General features: G+C 61.8%; 27 protein-coding genes. 11 read left to right on the top strand and 16 right to left on the bottom strand.

The window, feature by feature from the left end; genetic code table 11:
* Window positions 1-14: 14 nt before the first annotated feature.
* The gene (gene fabA / locus NKI69_RS01600; protein WP_013527885.1) at window positions 15-530 is read right to left on the bottom strand and encodes a 3-hydroxyacyl-[acyl-carrier-protein] dehydratase FabA; all 516 of its coding nucleotides are present in this window, start codon (window positions 528-530) and stop codon (window positions 15-17) included.
* A gap of 242 nt (window positions 531-772) precedes the next feature.
* Between fabA and irrA the strand changes: the two genes are divergently transcribed.
* Both irrA and NKI69_RS01610 read left to right on the top strand, forming a co-directional pair.
* Complete coding sequence (gene irrA, locus NKI69_RS01605) at window positions 773-1,204, top strand: iron response transcriptional regulator IrrA (RefSeq protein ID WP_024503471.1); 432 nt, start codon at window positions 773-775, stop codon at window positions 1,202-1,204.
* Window positions 1,205-1,263: 59 nt separating this feature from the next.
* Entirely contained in the window at window positions 1,264-1,392 is a 129-nt protein-coding gene (locus tag NKI69_RS01610; RefSeq protein WP_245486205.1) for a DUF4260 family protein, read from the top strand.
* A 29-nt stretch (window positions 1,393-1,421) separates the two neighbouring features.
* Here the strand turns inward: NKI69_RS01610 and NKI69_RS01615 are convergent, their stop codons facing one another.
* Both NKI69_RS01615 and NKI69_RS01620 read right to left on the bottom strand, forming a co-directional pair.
* Window positions 1,422-1,859, bottom strand: coding sequence for a DUF302 domain-containing protein (locus tag NKI69_RS01615; RefSeq protein WP_352439651.1), 438 nt, complete (start codon window positions 1,857-1,859; stop codon window positions 1,422-1,424).
* 4 nt (window positions 1,860-1,863) lie between these two features.
* On the bottom strand, window positions 1,864-2,403 hold the full coding sequence (locus tag NKI69_RS01620; protein ID WP_023811394.1) for a carboxymuconolactone decarboxylase family protein: 540 nt from the start codon (window positions 2,401-2,403) through the stop codon (window positions 1,864-1,866).
* Between the two features lie 116 nt (window positions 2,404-2,519).
* On the opposite strand from NKI69_RS01620, the gene NKI69_RS01625 reads away from it, so the two are divergent.
* Entirely contained in the window at window positions 2,520-3,377 is an 858-nt protein-coding gene (locus NKI69_RS01625) for a LysR family transcriptional regulator (protein WP_023811393.1), read from the top strand.
* A gap of 111 nt (window positions 3,378-3,488) precedes the next feature.
* On the opposite strand, the gene NKI69_RS01630 is transcribed toward NKI69_RS01625, so the two are convergent.
* Window positions 3,489-4,049, bottom strand: coding sequence for an SH3 domain-containing protein (locus tag NKI69_RS01630; protein ID WP_023811392.1), 561 nt, complete (start codon window positions 4,047-4,049; stop codon window positions 3,489-3,491).
* 219 nt (window positions 4,050-4,268) lie between these two features.
* Between NKI69_RS01630 and NKI69_RS01635 the strand changes: the two genes are divergently transcribed.
* Entirely contained in the window at window positions 4,269-5,270 is a 1,002-nt protein-coding gene (locus tag NKI69_RS01635; protein ID WP_023811391.1) for a 2-hydroxyacid dehydrogenase, read from the top strand.
* 33 nt (window positions 5,271-5,303) lie between these two features.
* Here the strand turns inward: NKI69_RS01635 and NKI69_RS01640 are convergent, their stop codons facing one another.
* From NKI69_RS01640 to NKI69_RS01680, 9 genes are all read right to left on the bottom strand, one after another.
* The gene (locus tag NKI69_RS01640) at window positions 5,304-5,792 is read right to left on the bottom strand and encodes a GNAT family N-acetyltransferase (protein ID WP_023811390.1); all 489 of its coding nucleotides are present in this window, start codon (window positions 5,790-5,792) and stop codon (window positions 5,304-5,306) included.
* 4 nt (window positions 5,793-5,796) lie between these two features.
* Complete coding sequence (locus NKI69_RS01645; protein WP_023811389.1) at window positions 5,797-6,552, bottom strand: molybdopterin-synthase adenylyltransferase MoeB; 756 nt, start codon at window positions 6,550-6,552, stop codon at window positions 5,797-5,799.
* Window positions 6,553-6,583: 31 nt separating this feature from the next.
* A complete protein-coding gene (gene recF, locus NKI69_RS01650) occupies window positions 6,584-7,729 on the bottom strand; it encodes a DNA replication/repair protein RecF (protein ID WP_023811388.1) in 1,146 nt (381 codons plus the stop codon).
* A gap of 184 nt (window positions 7,730-7,913) precedes the next feature.
* Window positions 7,914-9,032, bottom strand: coding sequence for a DNA polymerase III subunit beta (dnaN, locus tag NKI69_RS01655; RefSeq protein ID WP_023811387.1), 1,119 nt, complete (start codon window positions 9,030-9,032; stop codon window positions 7,914-7,916).
* A gap of 297 nt (window positions 9,033-9,329) precedes the next feature.
* On the bottom strand, window positions 9,330-10,805 hold the full coding sequence (gene dnaA / locus NKI69_RS01660; protein ID WP_023811386.1) for a chromosomal replication initiator protein DnaA: 1,476 nt from the start codon (window positions 10,803-10,805) through the stop codon (window positions 9,330-9,332).
* Window positions 10,806-11,729: 924 nt separating this feature from the next.
* Window positions 11,730-11,996 carry a 30S ribosomal protein S20 gene (gene rpsT / locus NKI69_RS01665; protein ID WP_013533694.1) on the bottom strand — a complete coding sequence of 89 codons (267 nt, stop codon included), beginning with the start codon at window positions 11,994-11,996 and terminating at the stop codon, window positions 11,730-11,732.
* A gap of 182 nt (window positions 11,997-12,178) precedes the next feature.
* Complete coding sequence (locus tag NKI69_RS01670) at window positions 12,179-12,952, bottom strand: enoyl-CoA hydratase (RefSeq protein ID WP_023811385.1); 774 nt, start codon at window positions 12,950-12,952, stop codon at window positions 12,179-12,181.
* A gap of 134 nt (window positions 12,953-13,086) precedes the next feature.
* Entirely contained in the window at window positions 13,087-13,977 is an 891-nt protein-coding gene (gene mutM, locus NKI69_RS01675; protein ID WP_023811384.1) for a bifunctional DNA-formamidopyrimidine glycosylase/DNA-(apurinic or apyrimidinic site) lyase, read from the bottom strand.
* Window positions 13,970-15,211: a phosphopentomutase gene (locus NKI69_RS01680; RefSeq protein WP_023811383.1), complete on the bottom strand. Its 1,242-nt coding sequence runs from the start codon at window positions 15,209-15,211 to the stop codon at window positions 13,970-13,972. Before NKI69_RS01680 ends, mutM begins: the two co-directional genes overlap by 8 nt.
* Before the next feature lie 232 nt (window positions 15,212-15,443).
* Here NKI69_RS01680 and NKI69_RS01685 point away from each other — a divergent pair, with 232 nt between their 5' ends.
* Window positions 15,444-16,373: a phosphate/phosphite/phosphonate ABC transporter substrate-binding protein gene (locus NKI69_RS01685; RefSeq protein ID WP_023811382.1), complete on the top strand. Its 930-nt coding sequence runs from the start codon at window positions 15,444-15,446 to the stop codon at window positions 16,371-16,373.
* A gap of 30 nt (window positions 16,374-16,403) precedes the next feature.
* Here NKI69_RS01685 and NKI69_RS01690 read toward each other — a convergent pair whose 3' ends face one another.
* From NKI69_RS01690 to NKI69_RS01700, 3 genes are all read right to left on the bottom strand, one after another.
* Window positions 16,404-17,021 (bottom strand): TadE/TadG family type IV pilus assembly protein, encoded by a 618-nt coding sequence (locus NKI69_RS01690; protein ID WP_023811381.1) that lies wholly within the window; start codon window positions 17,019-17,021, stop codon window positions 16,404-16,406.
* A gap of 37 nt (window positions 17,022-17,058) precedes the next feature.
* Window positions 17,059-17,640, bottom strand: a complete 582-nt coding sequence (locus tag NKI69_RS01695; RefSeq protein ID WP_023811380.1) for a TadE/TadG family type IV pilus assembly protein — start codon at window positions 17,638-17,640, stop codon at window positions 17,059-17,061.
* 137 nt (window positions 17,641-17,777) lie between these two features.
* Entirely contained in the window at window positions 17,778-18,200 is a 423-nt protein-coding gene (locus tag NKI69_RS01700; protein ID WP_013533687.1) for a pilus assembly protein N-terminal domain-containing protein, read from the bottom strand.
* 323 nt (window positions 18,201-18,523) lie between these two features.
* Between NKI69_RS01700 and NKI69_RS01705 the strand changes: the two genes are divergently transcribed.
* From NKI69_RS01705 to NKI69_RS01730, 6 genes are all read left to right on the top strand, one after another.
* Complete coding sequence (locus NKI69_RS01705; RefSeq protein ID WP_023811379.1) at window positions 18,524-18,706, top strand: Flp family type IVb pilin; 183 nt, start codon at window positions 18,524-18,526, stop codon at window positions 18,704-18,706.
* A gap of 172 nt (window positions 18,707-18,878) precedes the next feature.
* On the top strand, window positions 18,879-19,397 hold the full coding sequence (locus NKI69_RS01710; protein ID WP_023811378.1) for an A24 family peptidase: 519 nt from the start codon (window positions 18,879-18,881) through the stop codon (window positions 19,395-19,397).
* A 214-nt stretch (window positions 19,398-19,611) separates the two neighbouring features.
* Window positions 19,612-20,424 (top strand): Flp pilus assembly protein CpaB, encoded by an 813-nt coding sequence (gene cpaB, locus NKI69_RS01715; protein WP_023811377.1) that lies wholly within the window; start codon window positions 19,612-19,614, stop codon window positions 20,422-20,424.
* Complete coding sequence (locus tag NKI69_RS01720) at window positions 20,421-21,941, top strand: type II and III secretion system protein family protein (RefSeq protein WP_023811376.1); 1,521 nt, start codon at window positions 20,421-20,423, stop codon at window positions 21,939-21,941. The genes cpaB and NKI69_RS01720 overlap by 4 nt, the downstream gene beginning before the upstream one ends.
* A 14-nt stretch (window positions 21,942-21,955) precedes the next feature.
* A complete protein-coding gene (locus NKI69_RS01725; RefSeq protein ID WP_023811375.1) occupies window positions 21,956-22,693 on the top strand; it encodes a CpaD family pilus assembly protein in 738 nt (245 codons plus the stop codon).
* Between the two features lie 38 nt (window positions 22,694-22,731).
* Entirely contained in the window at window positions 22,732-24,021 is a 1,290-nt protein-coding gene (locus NKI69_RS01730) for a CpaE/TadZ family protein (protein WP_032909185.1), read from the top strand.
* The last annotated feature ends 3 nt before the right edge of the window (window positions 24,022-24,024 follow it).

Below are 24,024 nucleotides of genomic sequence, written 5' to 3' on the forward strand. Positions count from 1 at the left end.
GCCAGGGATGCCGGTCAGCCAACCGCCGACTGCTTGGACAGACCGACTTTCAAATCCGTTGCCGCGTATATGGGTTCGCCATCCGCCTTCAGCCAGCCATCGGCGATGCCGAGCACCAGCCGGCCCCGCATCACGCGCTTGAAGTCGATGCCATATTCGACCTTCTTCACCGAGGGCGTGACCATGCCCTTGAATTTCACTTCACCGGTCGACAGCGCCATCCCCTTGCCGGGTTCGCCCAGCCAGCCAAGATAGAAGCCCGTCAATTGCCACATGGCGTCGAGGCCGAGGCACCCCGGCATGATCGGATTGCCGATGAAATGGCAGGCAAAGAACCACAGGTCCGGCTTGATGTCGAACTCCGCGCGGATGAAACCCTTCTCGAAGGCGCCGCCCGTCTCGCTGATCTCGGTGATGCGGTCGAACATCAGCATCGGCGGATAAGGAAGCTGGGCGTTGCCCGGTCCGAACAGTTCGCCGCGGGCGCAGGCCAGCAATTCGTCGTACTCGTAGCTGGATTTACCCGCCATCAATCTCATCCCATATCGTTCCGGGCTATCGGGTGCCCTTGTCGTTGGTTTCCTAACACAATCTGTTTCAGGCCGGAAACCGGCGTTTGCGCTTAGCCTGCTCGTCTGCCTGGGTCAATGCGCGCTATTGATCGCATTCGGACGACAGAATATATGTCCTGAGAGGTCCGGTTTCGGCAGACGTTCATTTTTTTGCCATTCTGGGCGTGTCTTGGGGCGGAACTGTGGGGTTCGACGAGAAGATGGACCTGGACGGCCGGAAGGAAAATGTCGCTGTGGACAAGCGGGTCCGTGAAGCCGGCCTGAGGCCGACGCGTCAGCGCATTGCGCTGGCCGATCTGCTTTTCGCCAAGGGCGACCGGCATCTGTCGGCCGAGGAACTGCACGAGGAGGCGGTTGCCGCCGGCGTGCCGGTGTCGCTGGCCACCGTCTACAATGCCCTTCACCAGTTTACCCAGGCGGGACTTTTGCGCATCCTCGCCGTCGAGGGCGCGAAAACCTATTTCGACACCAATACCTCCGACCACCACCATTTCTACATCGAAGGCGAAAACCGCATATTCGACATCGACAGCGGTCCGGTGACGGTTGCCAACCTGCCGGAGCCTCCGGAAGGGATGGAGATCGCCAATGTCGACATCGTGGTGAGGCTGCGCCCCAAACGCCGCGAATGACCGGCGAGGCCCCCAGACCGTGCCCGCGCTGTTGCTGCTCGCCGGGCACATGTGGGGCAATGCGATGGCGGTTGCTGATCTGGATCGCCCACATCGCCATCGACCGTGCGCTGGGCTATGGCCTGAAGCTGTCGACCGGCTTTCCGGACACCATCTCGGCCGCATCGGGACTAGATGACCACGCCTGATGCAGGCGGCCGGACCGCTCATGGCTCCGCTAGATATCGCCTCCCGACACCGGCATCGTGGAAACCGTCTCGAGCATTCGCTCCGTCGCGTCGAACAGTTCATGGGCGAGACCAAAAAGCCGGGGATATGGCGAGAACACCAAAATCGGGTTCAAGGCGCAGACCGTCACGCCGGCTGCTTGTTCGCTGACCACGAACTTGAACGGCGCTTCGGGCACGGCGCCAGGATCGGTCAGCAACAGGCGCGCCATGTATCGCGGGTGGAACCAAAGCAGTTGACGGAGCCGAATGGTGGAGATCCCGCCTTTCCTGAGCAGGGCCTGCGGATCGATCTCATGGATGATCCATAGCTCGGCAGCAGCGATGGCGTCGCGAAGCCGTTGCAGTGTCTCATCGAAACCATAGCTGGAGGAAACGACGATCTGGTGACGCGGAATGGTCGCCATCGAACTCGGATCGAGGGTCACGAGGTCAGTCATTGAGAAGCACTGTCCGTGGAAAGTCGAGTTCTGGCTGGGCGAAGTGATTGAGGATGTTGGAATAGAAGTTGAGTGCGACATGCGCGATCACCTCTGCCAGTTCCTCGTCGTCGAGCCCCGCGGCCCTGGCGGCGCCGAATGCCTGGTCGGTGACGGCTCCGCGGCTACGCGCCACATCCGCAGCCAACGCCAGCGTGGCCGCCACTCTGGCATCGCTTGAATCGCCCCTGCGATTTAGCTCCAATTCCGTATCGGAGATGCCGATCTTGGATCCGCGAAATGCGTGGGCCGAAACGCAGTATTCGCAGCGGTTCACCTCAGCAGTTATCAGGGCGATCTGCTCGCGCAATTTCGAACTGAGACGGCCGCTCTGCAGCGACTCGCGAAATTGCAGATAACCTTTGAGAGCGACCGGAGAGTTGGCCAGGACGCGATAGAGGTTCGGGACGCGTCCGAGCTGGCGTCGCGTTTCCGCCAGAAGCTTGCCGGCTTCCGTGTCGGAATCTTCGTTTATTGGCGATAGGCGAGACATCTAATCATTCTCCTTCCGGGTCAGCCGGCAACCGCCGTGCTTCGTCGGAATCCATATGACTCGACGAGGAGCATTTGGAAATGTCATAGTAGCTGTCTCTATGATATGAGTACGAAATGAAGCATCTTGCCATCGAACAGCTTCGCAGCTTCGTGCTTGTTGCCGACTGCGAGAGCTTCACCACCGCGGCCGATCTTCTCGGGACCACCCAGTCGGCGATCAGCCTGCGGGTCCGCAAGCTCGAGCAAGCGATGGAGCGGCGTCTCCTGGCGCGGACGCCGCGCGCGGTTTCGCTGACGCCCGAAGGCGCGCGGTTCCTTGCTTCGGCGCGGCAGGTCCTCGAGGCTCATGACCGGGCCGTGGCTACATTCGATGCTGGCACGCAAACCACCACGCTCCGGGCGGCCATCGGCGATCACGCCGCCGGTGCGCTTCTGGAGTCGGCGTTTGGGCGTCTGAGCCAAGTCTTTCCGGAATTGCTGCTGGAAGTGTCGGTGGGTCTCTCAGCCGAGATGCAGGCCCGCTACGACGCAGGCAAGGCCGATTTTGCCGTCGTGCGCATGGATATCAGCCGGCGCCAGGGCATCCCGCTCTACCGAGACCAGCTTGTCTGGTGTGCAAGGTCGCCTGACGTCTGGCGGTCGTCTGCCGCGTTGCCGCTGTTGGCATTGCCCGGATCCTGCACCGTCCGACTGGCAGCGGAACGCGCGCTCGATGGCAGCAATACCGCCTGGCGCCTCGCCTTCACCGGCGGTTCGGTGACTGCGTTGCAATCGGCCGCCAGCGCGGGCTTGGGAGTGGCGGCGATCGGGCAGAGCCAGGTACCGGCCGATTGCGTGATACTGAACCGGTCGCATGGATTGCCGGATTTGCCAGCCAGCCGGATTACGCTCCTGACACGGTTGAGCAACCCGCTGAGAGGCGCAATCGCTGCCGCATTCGCAACGGACGCGAGCGATCGGCGGCGTGAATGACAATGCTGCAATTGAGTTTGATGAAGCGGAGGCGCAAGCACCTTGTTGCCGTATCCGTGATTGCCGGCCTATTTCTGATCCCGAGTTCTTCCGAGCCTCGCGATGAAGTTGTCAGTCCTTGACCCGTTCGCCGGGATAGGCGCCCCAGACAACCGACTGGGCAAGCCAGCCGGTGTGGCCGTCGAACGTCATTTCGCACCACTGGCCGTCGCAGGATTTGATCGTACCCATGACGCCAGGTTCAATCATCGCGACCACTCTTGCGTCCTTGTCGGGACTGTTGAGAAGGTCGATCTGGGCGCCCTTGCCGCGCTGCCATGGTGCGACGATTGCCGTGCGTCGGCCGGAAAGCAGCGACTGGTTGATCCAGCCTTCCGAACCATCGGCATCGCGCACGCGGCGCCATGTGTCGAATTCCTGGATGATCTCCATCGGCAGGCCGGCCTTCATATACATCCAGTCGACCGAGTAGTTGGCCCCGGGACCGACGCGCGAGTTGACGCGGCCGGATTTCAGGCTGACGAAGCGCGGCAGCGGCAGGCCGCTCGGACCAAGCGTGACGACGCCCTGGGCAGGTGCTGCGGCACTCTGCGCGCCCGCAAGCGGAGAATAAAGCAGAGCGCCGAGAAATGCTGCGCTGAGGGTCAGGCGAAGCGACGCGAAACCAGACACTTTCATTCCTTTCGGCGCTTGCCCATCGGCCTCGGCGCCCCTTTTTCTTTGTCTTCGGCGGCACCGCTTGTTACAGGGAGTAATCGGCACCGCGACCGGCTTTCAGTTTCGCCGGTCTTGGTTAAAGAGGTCTCAACGAGATCGGGTTAGAAGCAATTCCAGCAAAAGTGTGAAGCGGTTTTGCGTTCGGAATTGCGGCAAGTACTCGAGAGGGAAACAATGGCAGGCAAAAAGAAGCCTCTCGTCGTCATCACGCGAAAGCTGCCCGACCCCGTCGAGACCCGCATGCGCGAGTTGTTCGACGCAAGGCTGAATGTCGAGGACCGGCCGATGACGCAGCCGGAACTGGTCGCGGCGGTCAAGGAGGCCGACGTGCTGGTGCCGACGGTAACCGACCAGATCGACGCCGCACTGATCGCCCAGGCCGGCGACAACCTCAAACTGATCGCGAATTTTGGCAATGGCGTCGACAAGATCGATGTCGCGGCCGCGGCCAAGAGGGGCATCACCGTCACCAACACGCCGAATGTCCTGACCGAGGACACCGCCGACATGACCATGGCGCTGATGCTGGCGGTGCCGCGGCGGCTGGCGGAAGGCGCCAATGTGCTCACCGGTGACAAGAAATGGGCCGGCTGGTCGCCGACCTGGATGCTGGGCCGGCGCATCTGGGGCAAGCGGCTCGGCATTGTCGGCATGGGCCGCATCGGCACCGCCGTCGCCAGGCGGGCCAAGGCCTTCGGACTGTCGATCCATTATCACAATCGCCACCGCGTGCTGCCGGCCGTGGAAGACGGGTTGGAGGCGACCTATTGGGAAAGCCTCGACCAGATGCTGGCCCGCATGGATATCATCTCGGTCAACTGTCCCTCGACGCCGGCAACCTTCCATCTGCTTTCGGCGCGGCGGCTGGCGCTGCTGCAGCCGACTGCCTATGTCGTCAACACCGCACGTGGCGACATCATCGACGAGGAAGCGCTGGTCAAGCTGATCCAGGACGGCAAGATCGCCGGCGCCGGGCTCGATGTCTACGAGCATGAGCCGGCCTTGAACAGCAAGCTGCTGAAGCTCGCCGCCAAGAACAAGGTCGTGCTTTTGCCGCATATGGGCTCGGCGACGCTCGAGGGCCGCATCGACATGGGTGAAAAGGTCATCATCAATATCCGCGCCTTCGTTGACGGCCACCGCCCACCAGACCGCGTGCTGCCGCTCAGGACCTGACGCTGTCGCGGCCCACAAACCGTAAGATAAACCTTACGGGATAGCTTTGCGCATGGTGATCGAGGTCGGCCTGGCATAGCCCTCGTGCGCCGTCCGTTCAGTTTCGCGAAAGCCGAGGCGAGCAAAGGCCGCATGATTCCCGGTCAGCTCGATCCGCGTCTGAAGCTCGATTGCCGCCTTGCCGCGGCTGCGGGCAAGGTCTTCGACCGCCTGCATCAGCCGCCGGCCAATGCCTTGTCCCTGGCAGTCCGGCGCGACCGCGAGCTTGCCGACATAGAACTCTGTCACCTTTTCAAGGGCAAAGACGCAGCCGACGATCCGATCGCCCTTGAGCGCCACGAAGCCGGTCTCCCACCGCGCCTTGTCCCGCAGAGTGTCGGTGGTCAAAAGGTGGGCCGAGGAGGGCGGGTCGATGACGCCGTCCATCGAGGCGAAAGCGCGCATGATCAATGCGAGCACATCGTCCCAGCGGTCGAAATCGGTCGGGATCCGCGTGATGGAGGCAGCTTCGATCCGGTCCAAGAATTCAGCTTCTCTTGTAGCGGATGGTGTCGAAGCGCGCCGCCAGCCCGTCATAGAGCAGCAGCCGGCCGACCAGCGGTTCGCCGACGCCGGTGATCAGCTTGATCGCCTCCATGGCCTGCAGCGTGCCGACGACGCCGGTCAGCGCGCCAAGCACGCCGGCTTCGGCGCAGGACGGCACCAGGCCCGGCGGCGGCGCCTCGGGAAACAGATCGCGATAGCCTGGATTGGGTTTGCCGTCCTTGCCGTCTTCGAATGGCTTCAGCACCGTTACCGAACCATCGAAGCGTCCGACGGCGGCATGCACCAGCGGCTTGCCTTCGCTCGCGCAGGCATCGGCCACGGCATAGCGCGTTTCGAAATTGTCGGAACCGTCGACGACGATGTCATAGCGGGCGACGAGGGCGGGCGCATTGTCCGTGGTCAGCCGGATTGCGTGCGCTTCAACAATTGTGTTGGGATTGATGCGAACGATTGCCGCCTTGGCGCTATCGGTTTTCAGCAGGCCGACAGTGTCGGTACCGTGAATGACCTGGCGCTGCAGATTGGACAGCGAAACGGTGTCGTCATCGACCACGCCTAGTGTGCCGACGCCGGCGGCGGCGAGATATTCAAGCACCGGCGCGCCCAGCCCGCCAGCGCCGATGACCAGCACCCGGGCCTGTTTCAGCCTTTGCTGGCCGGCTCCGCCGATCTCCGGCAGCACGATGTGGCGGGCATAGCGTTCGATCTCGTCTGCGGTCAGGGCGGCAGTGGTCATTGCCTGATCATACAGGGACTGAAAAACCTTGTCAGTGGTCTTCGGTTGGCCCAACCGTCCCATGGTCGACAGTCAGGAATTGCGCGCGTCCCTGGAGACTGGAAAACAGCGCAGCATCGGTTCCTGTCATGAACGCCTGGCAGTTCAGTTCCTCCAGGATGGAAAACAGCGCCGTGCGGCGCCGGCTGTCGAGATGCGCGGCGATCTCGTCGAGCAGCAGGATCGGCGTCATGCCCGACATTTCGCCGGTCAGCCTTGCATGCGACAGCACGATGCCGACCAGCAGCGCCTTTTGCTCGCCTGTCGAGCAAAGCTCGGCCGGCATCGCCTTGGGGCGGTGCCGAACCATCAGGTCCGAACGATGCGGGCCCTCGAGCGTGCGCCCGGCAGCGCGATCGCGGTCACGACCCTCGACAAGGGTTCGGCGGAAGCGCTCCTCGACATCGACTGCCGGCGCGGTCGCAATTTCGGCTTCCAGGTCTCCCGAAAGGCCAATATCGGCCTGCGGAAATGGCCCCGTGTCGGGCAGCCTGTCGATCATGGCGGTCAGAAGGCGCACCATCTCGGCTCGCGCGGCGGCGATCGCCACACCGGTTTCGGCCATCTGCGTCTCGATTGCGTCGAACCAGCGGTCGTCTCGAGAGCCTTCAGTAAGCAAGCGGTTACGGCCACGCATCGCCTTCTCGTAATCGATCGCACGTTGCCCGTGGCCGGGATCGATCGCCAGCACCAGCCGGTCGAGAAAGCGCCGGCGATCCGCGGCCGGCCCGGTGAACAACGCGTCCATGGCCGGCGTCAGCCACACCACGCGCAGCCATTCCAGCATGTCCTCGGCCGAACGCGCCGGAGCTCCGTTGATGCGCACCCGCCTGCCGCCTTCGCCGGCGGTGTCGCCGCCGGAAATGCCTGTTCCGATCTCGACTTGGCCGTCAGGTCCGTCGAGCCGGGCATGCAATGCAAAGCCGCCGTCGCCGCCCTCGCGTGCGACATCCGCGTAAGGGGCGCGGCGCAAGCCACGCCCCGGTGTCAAAAAGGAGATCGCTTCGAGGAGATTGGTCTTGCCGGCGCCGTTGTCGCCGGAAAAAACCACGGCACCTGGCGCCAGATCGATCGTCAGCGCCGCATAGTTGCGGAAATTAGTAAGTGTTAGCTTACTTATATGGTTCTGTCCCGGCAACCGCTATCCGCCTATAGAGCGCTCCATCGTTTCACGGAAACGCAGGACCGCTCTATCTCTTTGTTTTGACGCAACTCCGTACGGAAAACCGCTTCACACTTTTCCTGGAATTGCTCTAGGAGTTGCCGTAAATATCGCGCTTGCCGCCGGTCCACAACAGGACCGAAGTGCTGACACCGTGCCGCTACACCCGCATCGGCATCAGCACATAGAGTGCGGTCTCGTCGGCCATGTCGTGGATCAGCGTCGGCGAACCGGCGTCGGCCAGCATGAACTTGGCTTCCGTGCCGGTCAGTTGCGCGGCAACGTCGAGCAGGTACTTGGCGTTGAAGCCGATCTCGATCGGATCGGATGAATAGTCGGCGGACAGCTCTTCGGTGGCGCTGCCTGAATCGGGATTGTTGACCGCAAGCGTCACCTGACCCTCGCTGATCGACAGCTTCACCGCGCGGCCGCGTTCGGAAGAGATGGTCGAGACGCGATCGACGGCGGCGGCAAAACTCTGGCGGTCGATGATGAGCTTCTTGTCGTTGCCGGTCGGAATGACCCGCTGATAGTCGGGGAAGGTGCCGTCGATCAGCTTCGAGGTCAAAACCACGCTGCCGATGGTGAAGCGGATTTTGGTGTCCGACAGTTCGGTGGTGACCGCGACATCCGGATCGTCGACGAGCTTCTGCAGCTCGCTCACCGTCTTGCGCGGAATGATGATGCCCGGCATGCCTTCGGAACCCGCTGGCGCATCGATCTCGGCGCGCGCCAGGCGGTGGCCGTCGGTCGCCACCGAGCGCAGCTTCAGCTTGCCGCCGACCTCATGCGTGTGCAGGTAGATGCCGTTCAGGTAATAGCGCGTCTCCTCGGTGGAGATGGCGAATTGGGTCTTCTCGATCAGGCCTTTCAGGGCAACCGAGTCGAGACGGAAGATATGCGAGAAGGATCCGGCCGAGAGCTCCGGGAAGTCGGATTGCGGCAGACACTGAAGGCGGAAGCTCGAGCGGCCAGACGTCACCGTCATGGCGTTGCCGTCCTCGTCCGTCTTCAGCATCACCTCGGCGCCATCGGCAAGCTTGCGCACGATGTCGTAGAGCAGATGTGCCGGGACTGTCGTCGCCCCGCCGCGCTCCACCTTGGCGGGCGTCGCTTCGGTCACCTCGAGGTCGAGATCGGTCGCCTTCATTTCAAGGCTGGCGCCTTCGGCGCTGAGCAGCACGTTGGACAGGATCGGTATGGTGTTTCGCCGCTCGACCACACGATGGACGTGGTTGAGCGACTTCAGGAGATTTGACCGTTCCAGGATAACACGCATGACGAAACAGGCTCGCTTGAATGAATGACGGGTCACCAGTGGGCGGCGTCCCGCGAAAGGTCTGAACAGGCTCAGAATCTGCGTAAACTGACAGGAAAAAACCAGCAAACGCAAGCCCGCGCCACCGGTTCAGGCCGGCTAGGCGGGCTTTCTGGGGATAACGCGCCCGAAGTCCGCTAGCCAGTGTCGTAAAACCGAAATCCAGATCGCTCCCAGGCGGCGCCACGAGCCCGATCCAGGCCCAGCGCCGCACTGCTTGAATTCCGGTATTGTTCCGGCTCTGCCATCCCCGGAGGATCAGGCCTGGTCGTTGATCAACCGCCTCAGAAGCTCAAGTTCCTGCGCCAGCGTGTTGTCGTTGCCGGAAAGGTCCTCGATCTTGCGCACGGCATGCAGCACCGTGGTGTGATCGCGGCCGCCGAAACGCCGTCCGATCTCAGGCAGCGAGCGCGGCGTCATCACCTTCGACAGGTACATGGCGACCTGCCGCGGCTTGACGATGGTGCGCGTGCGCCGGTTGGACAGCAATTCGGTCTTCGACACATTGTAGTGACGCGCCACGATGCGCTGGATGTCCTCAATACGGACACGCTTCGGCTCGCCGGTGCGATAGATGTGGCCGAGGATTTCGTCGATCCGGTCGATGGTGATCTGCGGCTCGAAGGATTGACGGAACAAAAGCTGATTGAAGGCGCCTTCCAGCTCGCGTCCGCTGCCGGTCACGGTGCGGGCGACGTGATTGAGGATCTCCTCCGAAATGTCGAGCGACGCGTCGTCGCTCCTGGCCGTGGCAAGGCGCAATTTGAGCATGCCGAGGCGCATGGCGAAATCGGGCGCCGACATTTCAAGCGCGACACCGCCATTGAGGCGCGAACGGACCCGCGGTTCGAGCGATTCCAGTTCCGATGGCGGCCGGTCGGCGGCGACGACGACCTGCTTGGCGCTGTCGAGCAGCATGTTGATGAGGTGGCAGAATTCGTGCTGGATCGACTTGCCCTGCAGAAACTGCATGTCGTCGATGATGAGCAGGTCGATGTCGCGCAGCTGTTCCTTGAGCGTCAGCGCGTTGTTGTCGCGGATCGCGGTGGCAAAGCGCCACATGAAATACTCGGCCGTGAGATAGACGACGCGCGACTTGGGGTTCTGCTTCAGCGATTCCGCGGCGATGGCCTGCAGCAAATGTGTCTTGCCGAGCCCGACGGTTGCGTGAAGGAAAAGCGGATTGAAGCGCACCGCGCTCGATTGCGATTCCGCCACTGCCTTGGCGGCGGCGAAGGCCACCCGGTTCGACGGTCCCTCGATGAAGGAGCCGAACGTGTAGCGCGGATCGAGCGGTGATCCCAAAACGTTGTGGCGGAATTCGCTCTCGATCGGTGTGCCCGGACGCGGAGCCGGTGCGCGCTCCACCCGGCTGGGGCTGACTGTGCCGGCGGCAAGCGCCGTCTGCGTCTGCCGTGTCACCTTGCTGCGTGCTGGCGTTACCTCTGGCTCGGCCTGGCTGCGTCCCTGACGGGTTGCCGTGCGCACGACGATGTCGATCTTGAGGAGATCGGGATCCTCCTGCTTCCACAACTCGGAGATGAGGTCGAGATAGTGGCCGTTGATCCATGAGCGCAGGAAGGCAGTAGGCACCGAGATGCGGACGATGCCCTTGGAAGCCTCGGCGACCTTCATGCGGCCAAACCAGCTCGAATAGACTTCGGTTCCCAGGCGCGCCTTCAACTGGGCTTTGACCCGGTCGAATTTCTGTTCCGCGTCGCTGGACACCGCCATGTCGTTTGCTCCGATCAAAGTTCCAGGAAATGGGAGGTCGCCCGTAAGCTCCCTTTCGATGCCGCTCTGCATGATCTTTTCCTTGTTCTTCCGTACCTGTTTCCACCGGGGATGCGCCTCCTGCATCCGGTTCCGGCGACCTAAGTCTTTGCTACGATGTCCGCTGCCGCCGCCGGCAGATGAACGTCGCCCATTATCTGCGGGAACCGGTGCCGGCCCATGGAAGCCAGTCCGCGTTGGGTATGTCAGGGCAATACAACACCGTCCGGCGAAAGGAGCGCCGGCGCGCCGTCTACCTGCCATGTCTAGTTACGCCAGTCCCCTACCGTATCGAAAAAGACAAACCAAACCCGTCCGCGGACTTGATCCGCGTTGCAAATCCCGCCAATTTAAGCTGGCCGATTCAGGCTTGGGTTAAGAGCCAGAGCCCGTCCCTTTCGATAGATCGACACTACCGAAATCGCTGTGGATAGGGCAAGGCCACGTCTAACGGATTTTTAAGGAATCTGGTTACTGGAGGCGGGTTCGAGTGGCGTGCCGTGACGGCACATTTTAACAAAGCCATTGTGATTCAAACCCTTTTCCGGCGAATATGAAAAACCGGACGCTGAGAGAAATATTCTGAAATAATTCGCTTGACAGCGACTTGTCCCCGATCGGGTCGGCCCGGTGTGGACAAGCTGTGGATCACCATCAGTAAGTGTCTGAAAATTATAAGCTATTTCTGACAGTTAAGAATCATTAAGCTGGCCCTTTTCAAGCATGCCGATCAACAGCAGGCATGCATATGCCGGCAAACTATTCCCAATTGTGAAATCCGCCTAAGACGCCGTTTCCGGACATTCTTTTTAAGTGCTTGCCGGCAAACGAAAAAACCCGGCACAAACGGCCGGGTTCGAAGAACGTCAGTCTAGGCAAGTAATGTCAGGCCGACAGTACCTTGACCCGCTGAGCCAGTCGCGACACCTTGCGGGACGCCGTGTTCTTGTGAATCACGCCCTTGGTCGCGGCGCGCATCAATTCCGGCTCCGCGATCTTGAAGGCAGCCTGTGCGGCAGCCTTGTCGCCGGAGGCAAGCGCCTCTTCGACCTGGCGGATATAGGTGCGGACGCGCGAGCGGCGGTTCTTGTTGATCGCTGCGCGGCGGACGATCTTGCGCGTTGCCTTTTTGGCCGAGGATGTATTGGCCATGATGCCTCTCTTCTGATCTGGTCGGCGCATGCGGAATGCCGCAGGGCGCAAAAAACAAACGGGCAGCCACGGGGCCGCCTCGGTTGGTGCGGCTTATAGTTCAGCTTTTCCGGCGCGTCAACGCTGCCCGGTCTTCTTTTTGGCGGCCAACAGCCATCTTCTTCGCGGCCAAGGGATTGGCGTCAGCGGTTGGTGAAATTCGGCTTCCGCTTCTCGGCAAAGGCCGCCATGCCTTCCTTCTGATCGTCCAGTGCAAACAGCGAGTGAAACAGCCGGCGCTCGAACCGCAATCCCTCGGCAAGCGTCGTCTCGAAGGCGCGGTTGACAGCCTCCTTCGCCATCATCACCGATGGTAGTGAGAAAGCGGCGATCTTGGCTGCGGCCTTCAGCGCCTCCTCGACAAGCTCGCCGGCAGGCACGACCCGCGACACCAGACCAGAACGCTCGGCCTCGGCGGCATCCATCATCCGCCCGGTCAGGCACATGTCCATCGCTTTCGACTTGCCGACGAAGCGGGTCAGCCTTTGTGACCCGCCCATGCCTGGAATGACGCCGAGGGTGATCTCGGGCTGGCCAAATTTGGCCGTGTCGGCGGCGATAATGAAATCGCACATCATCGCCAGCTCGCAGCCGCCGCCGAGTGCATAGCCCGCCACCGCCGCGATAATAGGCTTTCGCGCCCGCGTCAGTTCCTCCCAGCCGACGAAGAAGTCTTGAGCGTAGGCGTCCGCGTAGGAGATGGACTGCATCTCCTTGATATCGGCGCCGGCGGCGAAAGCCTTTTCGGAACCCGTGATGACCATGGCGCCGATATCTGGATCGGCGCTGAACCCGTTCACGGCTGCCACCACTTCGGTCAGAATCTGCGAATTCAGCGCGTTGAGCGCCTGCGGCCTGTTCAGCGTGATCAGCCCAACCTTGCCGTGCGTCTCGGTGATGATCGTCTCATAGGCCATGGCTGCTTCTCCTTGCTCACGCTCGTCTAGAGCGGTTCATCGTTTCACGGAAACGCAGAACCGCTCCCATCTCCTTGTCTCGACGCAATTCTCGACGGAAAACCGTTTCACACTTTTCCTGGAATTGCTCAAACTCACCGCTGACATGTCCGGCAATAAAAGGTCGATCGGCCGCTCTGCACGATCCGTTCGATGTGGCCGCCGCAGCCGGGCTTGGAGCAGGCCTCGCCTTCGCGGTCGTAGACGGCGAAGGCGTGCTGGAAATAGCCCAGCGACCCATCGGTCTGCATATAGTCCCGCAGTGAGGAGCCGCCGGCTGCGATCGCATCCGATATCACCGAACGAATGGCTTGCGCGAGGTGTTCGCTTTGGGCTTGGGCTTTCTTTCCGGGCCTGGCGATCGTGCCCGCCTCGCGCAGCGGCGACAGGCCGGCACGCCACAACGCCTCCGACACATAGATGTTGCCGAGCCCGGCGATCAGCCTCTGGTCGAGAAGCGCTGCCTTCAGTGGTGATCGCCGCCCCTTCATCAATGAGGCGAGCAGCGCACCGTCCAATGTGTTGCCCGTAGGCTCGACGCCAAGTCCAGCCAGCATCGGGTGAACGTCCGGCAGTCCCTCCGCAAACAACATGAAGCCGAAGCGGCGCGGATCATTGAAGATCACGCGGGACCGGGCACCGGTTGGAGACTCGACATGGAAGACGACGTGGTCGTGATTGGAGCTTTTCGAGCGGTCGTGCCGGAAGATGCCGGGCATGTCGCTGCCATCGGCCGTCTCGACGCGGAATGAGCCCGACATGCCGAGATGGCAGATCAGCACGGGCCCGCCTTCCAGGTCCATCGTCAGATACTTGGCCCGGCGGCCGAGTGCCGTGATCGTCTTGCCGGTCAGCCGCTGCGCGAATTTCTCGGGAAATGGAAAGCGCAGATCCGGTCGGCGCGCCTCGACGCGGGCGATGGTGGCGCCTTCCAGAACCGGCTGAAGTCCGCGCCGGACGGTTTCGACTTCCGGCAATTCAGGCATGACCGCCGATCGCCGTATAGAAAGAAGTGCCGTAGCGTCCGGGCGCCAGCCCGAGATGCTCGGCCAGGGTCTCGCCAATGTCGGCGAATGTCGTTCTCAGTCCGATGTCGCCGCCCTTGAGACCCGGTCCAGTGCCGATCACCGGAATGCGCTCGCGCGTGTGATCGGTCCCGCCCCAGGTCGGGTCGTTGCCGTGGTCGGCCGTCAGGATGAGAAGATCGCCCTGCCGCAGCCTCGCAAATGCTTCCGGCAGCCGCAGGTCGAAGGCCTCGAGCGCGGCAGCATAGCCTGCGACATCGCGGCGGTGACCGAATTCGGTGTCGAAGTCGACGAAATTGGCGAAGACGAGGTCACCGTCGCCGGCATCATCGATCGCACCCAGCGCCTCGTCGAACATCGCCATGTTGCCTGCCGCCTTGCGCACTTGCGAAATTCCGCGATGGGCGAAGATGTCGCCGATCTTGCCGACGGCGATGACACGGCTGCCACGCGCCGTCAGCCGGTCGAGCAGGGTCGGTTCCGGCGGAGGCACGGCGTAGTCATGACGGTTGTATGTCCGCTCGAAAGTGGCGGTGGTTTCGCCGACGAACGGCCGCGCGATCACCCGTCCAATCCTCAGCGGGTCAACCAGCCTGCGCACCACCTGGCAGAATTCATAAAGCCGGTCGAGGCCGAAATGGACTTCATGCGCGGCGATTTGCAGGACCGAGTCGACCGACGTGTAGCAGATCGGCTTGCCGGTCCGGATGTGCTCCTCACCGAAGCGCTCGATGATCTCGGTGCCCGGCGCATGGCAATTGCCGAGAATGCCCGGCACCTTGCCTTCACGGATGATCGCCTCGGTCAGTTCGGCCGGAAAGGCCGGAACCGTATCCGGGAAATAGCCCCAGTCGAGGCGCACCGGCAGGCCGGCGATTTCCCAATGGCCGGATGGCGTATCCTTGCCGCTCGAAACCTCCTGTGCGGCGCCGTGAAAGGCAGTTGGGAGCATATCCGCCCCGCTGTTGGCAAATCCCAGTCCCGTCGCGGTTTCGGCAGCCTTGCCAAGCCCGAGTGAGGCCATATGAGGGACAAACAGCGGTCCACTACGAGACCCTTCGCGATCCGCACGGCCCTCCGCACAGGCCTCTGCGATGTGCGCGAATGTGTTGGCGCCGGCGTCACCGTAGCGGTCGGCGTCGGCCGCGCCGCCGATGCCGAAGGAATCCAGGACGAAGAGGAAAGCGCGCGCCATCAAGTTGTTGCCAGTTTGACCGACCAGACATAGGGTTCCGCGACTTCATTGGCAATTCGGAAACCAAACGGCAACGGGCAGGCGTGACAATCAGTGCATATCGCCCAAAAGTGCGCAGCGGTTTTGGGGGCAACGACTTGCCCAAAGCAAGCAGTGCGTCGCCCAAAAGTGCGCAGCGGTTTGGGAATGACGATCTGAGCATCGATCCGGGAAAACAGACGGCGGTTCTGTCATGAGGGTTGCGTTAAAGACATATGCCGCTCTGTTGCTGGGGCCGGGCGCGCTCGTCGGGCTCTGGTCCAACCCGGCGCATGCCGACTGGCGCGATGATATCGGCACGTTTCGCATAGGCATCGTTGCCGAGCCAGGTGCCGGCAACGCCGTTCCGGGGCTGGCTGTGTTGACCGACGCCTACACCAAAGCATTGGGCATGAAGGTCGAGTTTGTCGTTGCCCGCAATTATGCCGCGCTGATCGAGGCGCAGGCCGATTCCCGCATCGAATATGCGATCTATTCGGCCACCGCCTATGCAACGGCCTCGCAGCGCTGCTTATGTATCGAACCGCTTGTCGCTCCGGTCGATTCAGACGGCGCGATCGGCATCCGCTCCGTTCTGCTGACGCGGGACGGCAAGCTGCCCGACCTTGCGGCGATGGACCGCCATCGTATCGCCATGGCGCCTTCGGACAGCGTCGGCGGTTCTCTCCTGCCATTGGCGGCGTTGGCCGCGGAAGGCCGCAAGATCGCGGAAGATGCACCGTTTCTGGCCCGTGCCGATTCGGCCGCGGCGGCCGAGACGATGCTGGTCGACGGCAAGGCTGATGGCCTGTTTGGCTGGGTGACGGCCGCTGCCGACGGCCCGCGAGAACCGTCGGGCACGCAGGCCAGGTTGGAGGCGGCAGGGCTCTCGGTGACGGCGCTTCGTGTCGTGTGGACGTCGGGTCTGCTGAGATACGGCCCGCACGCGGTCCGCAGCGATCTCGACCCGGAAGCCAAGCGTCGACTTGCCGTGTTCCTCACCAACCTCAAGTCGACGACGCCCGATATCTACGCCCTCCTGGAATCGGGACATTCCGGCGGCTTCGCTCGCGTGGCGCCAAAAGACTACGAGATGGCCGCTGCTATCGTGCGCTTCGTTTCGGACCGTGAGCCGCAGCAGTAGCGGCCCTGCGCAGGGCCTAGCTGGTTCTGTTCAACAGTCGCTGCAAGGGATCGTCACGCTTCTGCGGGGGCGCAGATAATAGGTTTCGCCCATGGTTATGTTGCTGAAAGCCGAGGTCAGTCCAAGCTTCTGTTGACTGCTCGCGCTCCACGCGATGGCTGGCGTATAGCCGAGGTTGCTTTCGACGCGAATGAGAAACGTGTTGGCGACTCTGAGCGACGTCGGGATCGTTGTCTCGGTGGTGGCGCCGGCGCCACGGCTGGCGACGCCGGCGACCAATTTGCGTGACCAAACCACCAGTGCCCTCGTCGCATCGGGCGTAACCTGTATCGCCGTGATGGTGATGCTAGGGGGCGAGCGGTTGTAGGGCTGAAGGGTGACGCTGCCGATCTGCATGATGGCGTCGACATCCGCCTTGAGGACGCTTGTCTGCTGGGTGACGAGATCGGCCACCATGCTGCCGATACGGCTGACCTTCTTGCTGGTCTCGATGGCTTGCGACGCTTCCATTGTGAGGAAATACATGATCAGCAGAATTGGCATGATCAACGCGAATTCAACCGCCGCGATGCCACGGCGATCGGACCAGAATCGACTTGCTTTCCGCCAAACTCCCGTAATCATAAGATGTGCCCCCGCACGCATCATGCCCTTGCCCTTTTCTTATACTGCTCGTGCATTCCGCTCAGTTGTCGAACGGCTCGTTCTGCCAGGTCACCGATGCGAAATGCAGGGTCTTGTTGCCGCCCATCGACTGCGCCAGCAGATCGGTCATAACAGGCCACTTGTAGAAGACCCGAAGCATGTTCCTCGACTCCGCCGCACCCGCTGTCACTGAGAACGATTGGGTTGCGGTGCCTTTCGTCAGTACGACATCGCCGTTCTGGATCTTGAAGCCAGCCGTGGCCGCATCGGCGAACGACGTATATTGGCGAAGATCCACCAGCAGTTGATTGGGACAATCCTGGGAAACGATGATCTGCAGTTTCGTGCAGATCATGTCCCTCAAATTGGTTCCGGCAACGTCAGCCGCCCTCAACTGGCCGGTGCGCAGCTTGCGCGCCACATCGTCGGTGACGTTGGCCATCACCTCCTGGCCGGCAAACGAGATGCAGCTTTCCAGAATGGCAAAGACAAGCAGCGCGAAGGGGACTGAAAGGATCGCGAATTCGATTGCCGTGGCGCCGTGCCGGTCACGAAGGAAGCGGGCGAAAAACCTTCGGCGTCCCGCTCTGTGGTCGCCTGCGCAGCCGAATTCCGTGCTCATGTCCAATCCTGCCGATCTCTATGCGGTCTCGGAAGGAGCATTAGCGCAAACCGATTGAGGTCCGGTTTGGATGATCGTTAAAGTCGGCGCAGGCCTCTTAACCAGCCAATAACCGGAACGGCAGTCGGCAACGCCACCTATCGGCTGACGCTCATCTCCGCTTCCGAAGACTTCTCCGCTTCGCTCTTGTACGAGCTTTCGCAATAGGGTGTGCACGACATCGTCTGGATTTCGGCGCGCCGATAGATGCGCACGGACGAGGCGGCTTGCCGCACCACGGTAACCTGCTCGTCGACGATGGGGCTGCCGTCCGTATCGAGCACAACCAGATTGGTGACCCCAAAGCCTTTGCCGGTGAGCACGATCGTTGAAGCGTCCTGCACCGAAGCGTCGGCGATTGCCGGGTTGCCGACCACGATGGTGTCGGCGGGACGCGACAGTTTGACGATCTTGGCCTGGTTCATCGTGACCTCGATGCCGGCGCCGGCCATGGCGGGCGCGACGAAGCTCGAGACGGCAAGAAGCGCGGCAATCAGGATTGACGATCTCGGCTGGGCCATTGAGGCGCTCCACGCAGGCGGACTGATCAACGGAACATGAACGAGATTGGTGAACCAACGGTTAAGCATGCGGTGTCGCCAATGATGCGATGGCAGACAAGGACGCCCGCCGGGCGCTGTCCGGAAGTCCACAAACCCGGGGCGAGAAGGCTCAGTGGTATATTAGCCCCAGGTTAACCACGCAATATGTTCGAACCGGGAAAGGAATCGGTAAGGCTGTTTCTTAAGCCGATCGAAAGAGCTTCTCCCTAGATTGGCAGCATCCGATCAACCATCACAGAAGTTGACGGAAGTGCTGTAACACGTGGAGTAGGAGCTCTCGAATGTCTAATCTCATCGCACGTTTTGTGAAGGACGAATCCGGCGCGACCGCTATCGAATATGGTCTGATCGCCGCTCTCATCGCGCTCGCCATCATCACTGGCGCCGGCACGCTCGGCAATGCGCTCAATGCTAAGTTCACCAACATCGGAACCACCTTGAACGGCACGCCGAGCGGCAGCTGATCGGCCTTATCGCCGAGCATTTGGATTGCGTTCTGGAAAAGGGCCGCCACGTGGTGGCCCTTTTTCTATGCCGCCGCCAGTATAGGTCGTCTTTTCGTTCCTGGCCTCATCAATCGTTAATCGAACATACTTAGATTGAGCCCCGTGAAATCGGACAATAGGCATAGCGCCGATGCTTGAAGCCCTGATCTTCGTCGTCTTTCCGTTCTGCATGCTGTTTGCCGCGATCTCCGACATGCTGTCGATGACGATCGCCAATCGCGTGCCGGTGCTGCTCGTCGTCGTTTTCGCGCTGGTCGCGCCGCTGACGGGTATGGACTGGGCGGTCTATGGCGGACATTTCGCCGCCGGCGCCCTGGTCCTGGCTGTGACGTTCGGCCTGTTTGCAATGGGCGGCATGGGCGGCGGCGACGCCAAGCTTCTGGCCGCCAGCGCGATGTGGATGGGCCTCAATATCAATCTCGTCGAATATTTTGTCGCCTCGACAATCATCGGCGGCCTGCTGACGCTCGCCATCATCCTCTACCGGAAGTCGCTGCTTGCGGCCGTTACCGGCCAAAATCCGTTTCTGCGCCATTTCGCCGACGAGGCAAAAGGTGTCCCCTATGGCGTCGCGCTCGGCCTTGGCGGGTTGCTGACCTATCCGGATTCGCCTTTGATGGTATGGGCGCTTGCCAGGCTGGCGGCTTGAGCACGATCTTATTTTTATTGTCTGTCAGCATTGCCGAAACCCCGTTCTCAACAGGGCCGGCCCGGCCATTTTGGCCGTCCAGACCACATTCCGGCTAATTTATGTAAACCTTAAATTAATCACGATCGTAAGCATTACATTAACCTTGTTTTGACGATTGCCGCTGCAAAGTCCGGCTTGGCTACGTGGTTTGCCAGGGCAAGGGTTCGGACAAATGCCAGCATCGCGATTGATAATTCTGAGCGTGGCGGTGGCCGCGGCGGGTGGCGCTGGCTATGTCGCGAAGAACATGGTGGCACCGCCGCCCCAGGTCGTCGTCGATTCCGGTCCCCAGGCCCCGGCAGTGGCACTCCAGGATGTGCTTGTGCTTTCAGGCGACGTTCCGATGGGCAGCCCGATCCAAAACAACATCGCCTGGCAATCCTGGCCCGCCGACGGCGTCAACGCGAATTTCATCACCCGCACCGCCGAGCCCGAGGCACTGGACAAGCTGAAGAGTTCCGTTGCCCGTGTGGCGATGTATGCCGGAGAACCGCTGCGGCGGTCCAAGCTGATCGGCGAGGGGCAGAGCTTCATGTCGTCGATCCTGCCTTCCGGCATGCGGGCGGTCGCCACGGCCATCTCGGCCGATACGTCGGCCGGCGGCTTCATTCTTCCCAACGATTTCGTCGACGTCATCATGACCCGCAGGGCCGATGCCGCCAGCGGCGCCGCCGGCTTCAACACCGAGACCATCCTCAAGAACATCCGCGTCCTGGCCATCGACCAGACCATTCAGGAGGACGAGGAAGGCAAGAAGACCAGGGTAGGTCAGACTGCAACGCTGGAACTGACGCCCAAGCAGGCGGAGATCATCACCGTCGCCCAACAGATGGCGGATCGCCTGACCCTGGCGCTGCGGGCAGTCGCGGACACGCAGGAAAAGAATCTGGGTGAGGCCGACTATCTCGTTTCCGGCAATGGCCGCAGGGGAACGGTGAGGCTGATCAAGTCGGGCGAAGTTTCCGAAGTGGGAGCAAGGAAATGAGGCTAAGCGGTAAACTGCCGGCAATTGTAGCCGCGGCGTTCGGCCTGCTGCTCGTCGGATCGAATTTGCAAGGCAGCGTCGTCGAGGCAAAGAACGCGCAGGTCACGGCATCGACGGCCACCCAGCGCGTCAAGCTCGGCCTCAACAAGTCTGTGGTCATCGACCTGCCGAGCGATGCCTACGACATTCTCGTTGCCAACCCGGCAGTTGCCGATGCGGTGACCCGCACCGCGCGGCGCATCTATCTGTTCGGCAAGGCGGTCGGCGAGACGAACATTTTTGTCTTCGGCCCGAATGGCGAGCAGATCGTCAGCCTGGACCTGGCTGTCGAACGCGATGTTGCCGGCCTTGAGGATTATATCAGGCGCTTCCTGCCGACGTCCACCATCAAGGTGGAACTGCTCAACGACAACGTCGTCCTGACCGGAACGGTCGACACGCCGCTGGACGCAAAACGCGCGGTCGACCTGGCGACGATCTTCGTTTCGGGTGGTGAAGCGACGACGGGACAATATTCGCAGACGGCGGCCGGCGGTTCGGCCCAGAGCGGTGTCGACATCAACAACCCGGACCAGGAGCGCCGCACCAGCAAGATCGTCAACCTGCTGCAGATCATTGGCGACGACCAGGTCACGCTGAAGGTCACGGTCGCCGAAGTCAGCCGTTCGGTGATGAAGCAACTTGGCGTCAACATGGTCGGCAGCGGTGGCAGCAACGGCATCAGCTACGGCTCGATCAGCGACAACTTCACCGGCCTTGGCAAGCAGCTGTCGAATTCGGGCTTCCAGATCGGCGCGTCGGGGCTGCAGGCCTATATCAACGCCATGGAGCAGTCCGGGGTCATGAAGACCTTGGCCGAGCCGACCCTGACCGCCGTATCAGGCGAGAAGGCGACCTTCAAGGTCGGCGGTGAATACAATATGGTGAGCAGCGTCTCCCAGAACGTATCCTCCGACAACCAGACTGGCCTGAAAACCTACACCCTCGACAAGATCGAGTACGGCATCGGCCTGGAATTCCAGCCGGTGGTGTTGTCTCCCGGCCGCATAAGCCTGAAGGTCAGGACGTCGGTTTCCGAGCCGACAACCGAGGGATCCGTATCGCTCTCCTCGGGCGTGACCAGTCCCGGAATGAATGCCCTGTCGCTGCGCAAGCGTCTTGCCGATACGACGGTGGAACTGCCCTCAGGCGGCTCCATGATGATCGCCGGCCTGGTTCGCGACGATGTCAGGCAAGCCGTCAATGGGTTGCCCGGACTGACAAAGATACCGGTGCTCGGCGCGCTCTTCCGCAGCAGGGACTTCGTGCGCAACGAGACCGAGCTCGTGATCATCATCACGCCCTATCTGGTGAAGCCGGTAGCACGCAACGACCTTGCCAAGCCGGACGACAATTTCAACGCCGCCAGCGATGGCGCCGGCATGTTCCTTGGCCGCGTCAATCGCGTCTACGGCACCATGCAGACAGACAAGCCCAACGGCCGCTACCACGGCGTTGTCGGCTTCATCTACAAGTGAGCGGGGAAGCGGACATGTCTCAGTCAGCATTGAAGGCAAGCACCATCGCGGCAGCGATGCGCTTTGGCCGCTCGCGGGTCTGCCGGGGAGCCGTTCCTGTCCTGGCGGTTGCGGTGGCGGCTCTGCTGGCCGGCTGCGCCCAGCGCGACAGCATCACGGTCGGCGCCATTCCGGACGATTACCGCACCAACCATCCGATCGTGATCGCCGAGAAGAATCAAAAGATCGACCTCCCGGTTGGTGCCGGTGACCGCGGCATGACCGGCTCTCAGCGCGATACACTTCTTGGCTTCCTCGATGGCTATGACAGAAGTGCCGCCCCGACGCTGACGATCCAGGTCCCGAGCGGATCGGCCAACGAGGTCGCCGCGACCGCGGCGGCCCGTGATTTCGCCCGGCTCGCGATCGCCAGCGGCGTCAAGCGCAACCGGCTTGTCGTCACCTCTTACCAGGCCGCCTCGAGCGAGATATCCTCGCCGGTCCGCGTCGCTTATGTTGCGGTGAGGGCGCAGACCGACAAATGCGGACGCTGGCCAGCCGACCTCGTCGATACGTCGGAGAATAAGCACTATGCCGACTTCGGCTGCTCCTATCAGAACAATCTTGCCGCCCAGATGGCCAACCCGGCCGATCTGCTCGGCCCGCGCAAGCCGTCCACAATCGATGCTGAAAATCGCGGCGCGGTGATCGATGTCTACCGTGCAAGAGGCCTTTCGGATGAGTTCCTGGGCAATTCGGAAGTAGACTACTAAGCCGCCAGTCTCGGATAGAACAGGCCACGGGAAAGAGCATGACGATGAGCAACCTTGCCTACGACGCCCCGGTGGATGGCAGCGATACCTCGCAGCAGGACATCGCCGCGATGCAGGCGTTGCGGCCGATCCCGCGCATCTCGATCCAGGCATTCTGCGAGACCGAGGGTGTCGCCAACCCGGTCGAGCGCGCCGGCGAGGACCGCCGCATGACGAAGGCGCATCTCAAGGTCCATATGGGCGGCGTCCCCACCGCCATCGAATTCTACCAATCGGCGCCGACGCCCAACCTGATCCTGCTGGAATCGCGCAGCGAGCCCAAGCAATTGCTGGAACAACTCGCCCAGCTTTCGGAATATTGCGATCCGACGTCGAAGGTGGTGGTGATCGGCCACTACAATGATGTCGGCCTTTACCGCGAGCTCATCCGCAACGGCATTTCCGAATATGTGATCGCGCCGGTCTCGATGGCCGACATCGTCAGCGTGGTGTCGTCGATTTTTATCGATCCGGAAGCCGAGCCGCTCGGCCGCTCGATCGCCTTCGTCGGCGCCAAGGGCGGTGTCGGCTCCTCGACGATCGCCCACAATGTGGCTTGGGCGATGTCCTCCCTGTTCAAATCCGAAGTGGTCGTCGCCGATCTCGATCTGGCTTTCGGCACCGCCAACATGAATTTCGACCAGGATCCGGCGCAAGGCATCGCCGAGGCGGTGTTTTCACCGGAACGCATCGATGAAGTCTATCTCGACCGGCTGCTGACCCAGTGCGCCGAGCATCTGTCGCTGCTGGCAGCACCTTCGACGCTCGAACGGGTCTATGATTTCGATCCCGAGGCCTTCGTTCAGCTCATCGACACCGCCCAGCGCAGCGTGCCGCTTCTGGTGCTAGACGTCCCCCATGCCTGGACGGGCTGGACCAAGAACACCCTGGTCAAGGCCGACGAGATCGTCATCACCGCGACACCGGAACTTGCCAATCTGCGCAACACCAAGAACCTCGTCGATATGCTCAAGCGGCTTCGTCCCAATGATCCGCCGCCCAAGCTGATCATCAACCAGGCCGGCGTGCCGAAGCGCCCGGAGATTTCGCCGTCCGACTTCGCCGAGCCGCTCGGCTTGTCGCCAATGTCGGTCATTGCTTTTGATCCGTTGCTGTTCGGCAATGCCGCCAACAACGGACGCATGCTTGGCGAAATGGATGCCAAGAACCCGGTCGTCGCGATGATCAACGAAATGGCGCATGTGCTGACCGGGCGCAGCGAAATCAAGATCAAGAAGAAGGCCGGGCTCGGCAGCCTGCTCGGCAAGCTCTCGCGCAACAAGAAGTGACGC

Origin of the sequence: Mesorhizobium sp. M0491 (assembly GCF_040321265.1) — a bacterium.
In the GTDB taxonomy this organism is placed as follows: domain Bacteria; phylum Pseudomonadota; class Alphaproteobacteria; order Rhizobiales; family Rhizobiaceae; genus Mesorhizobium.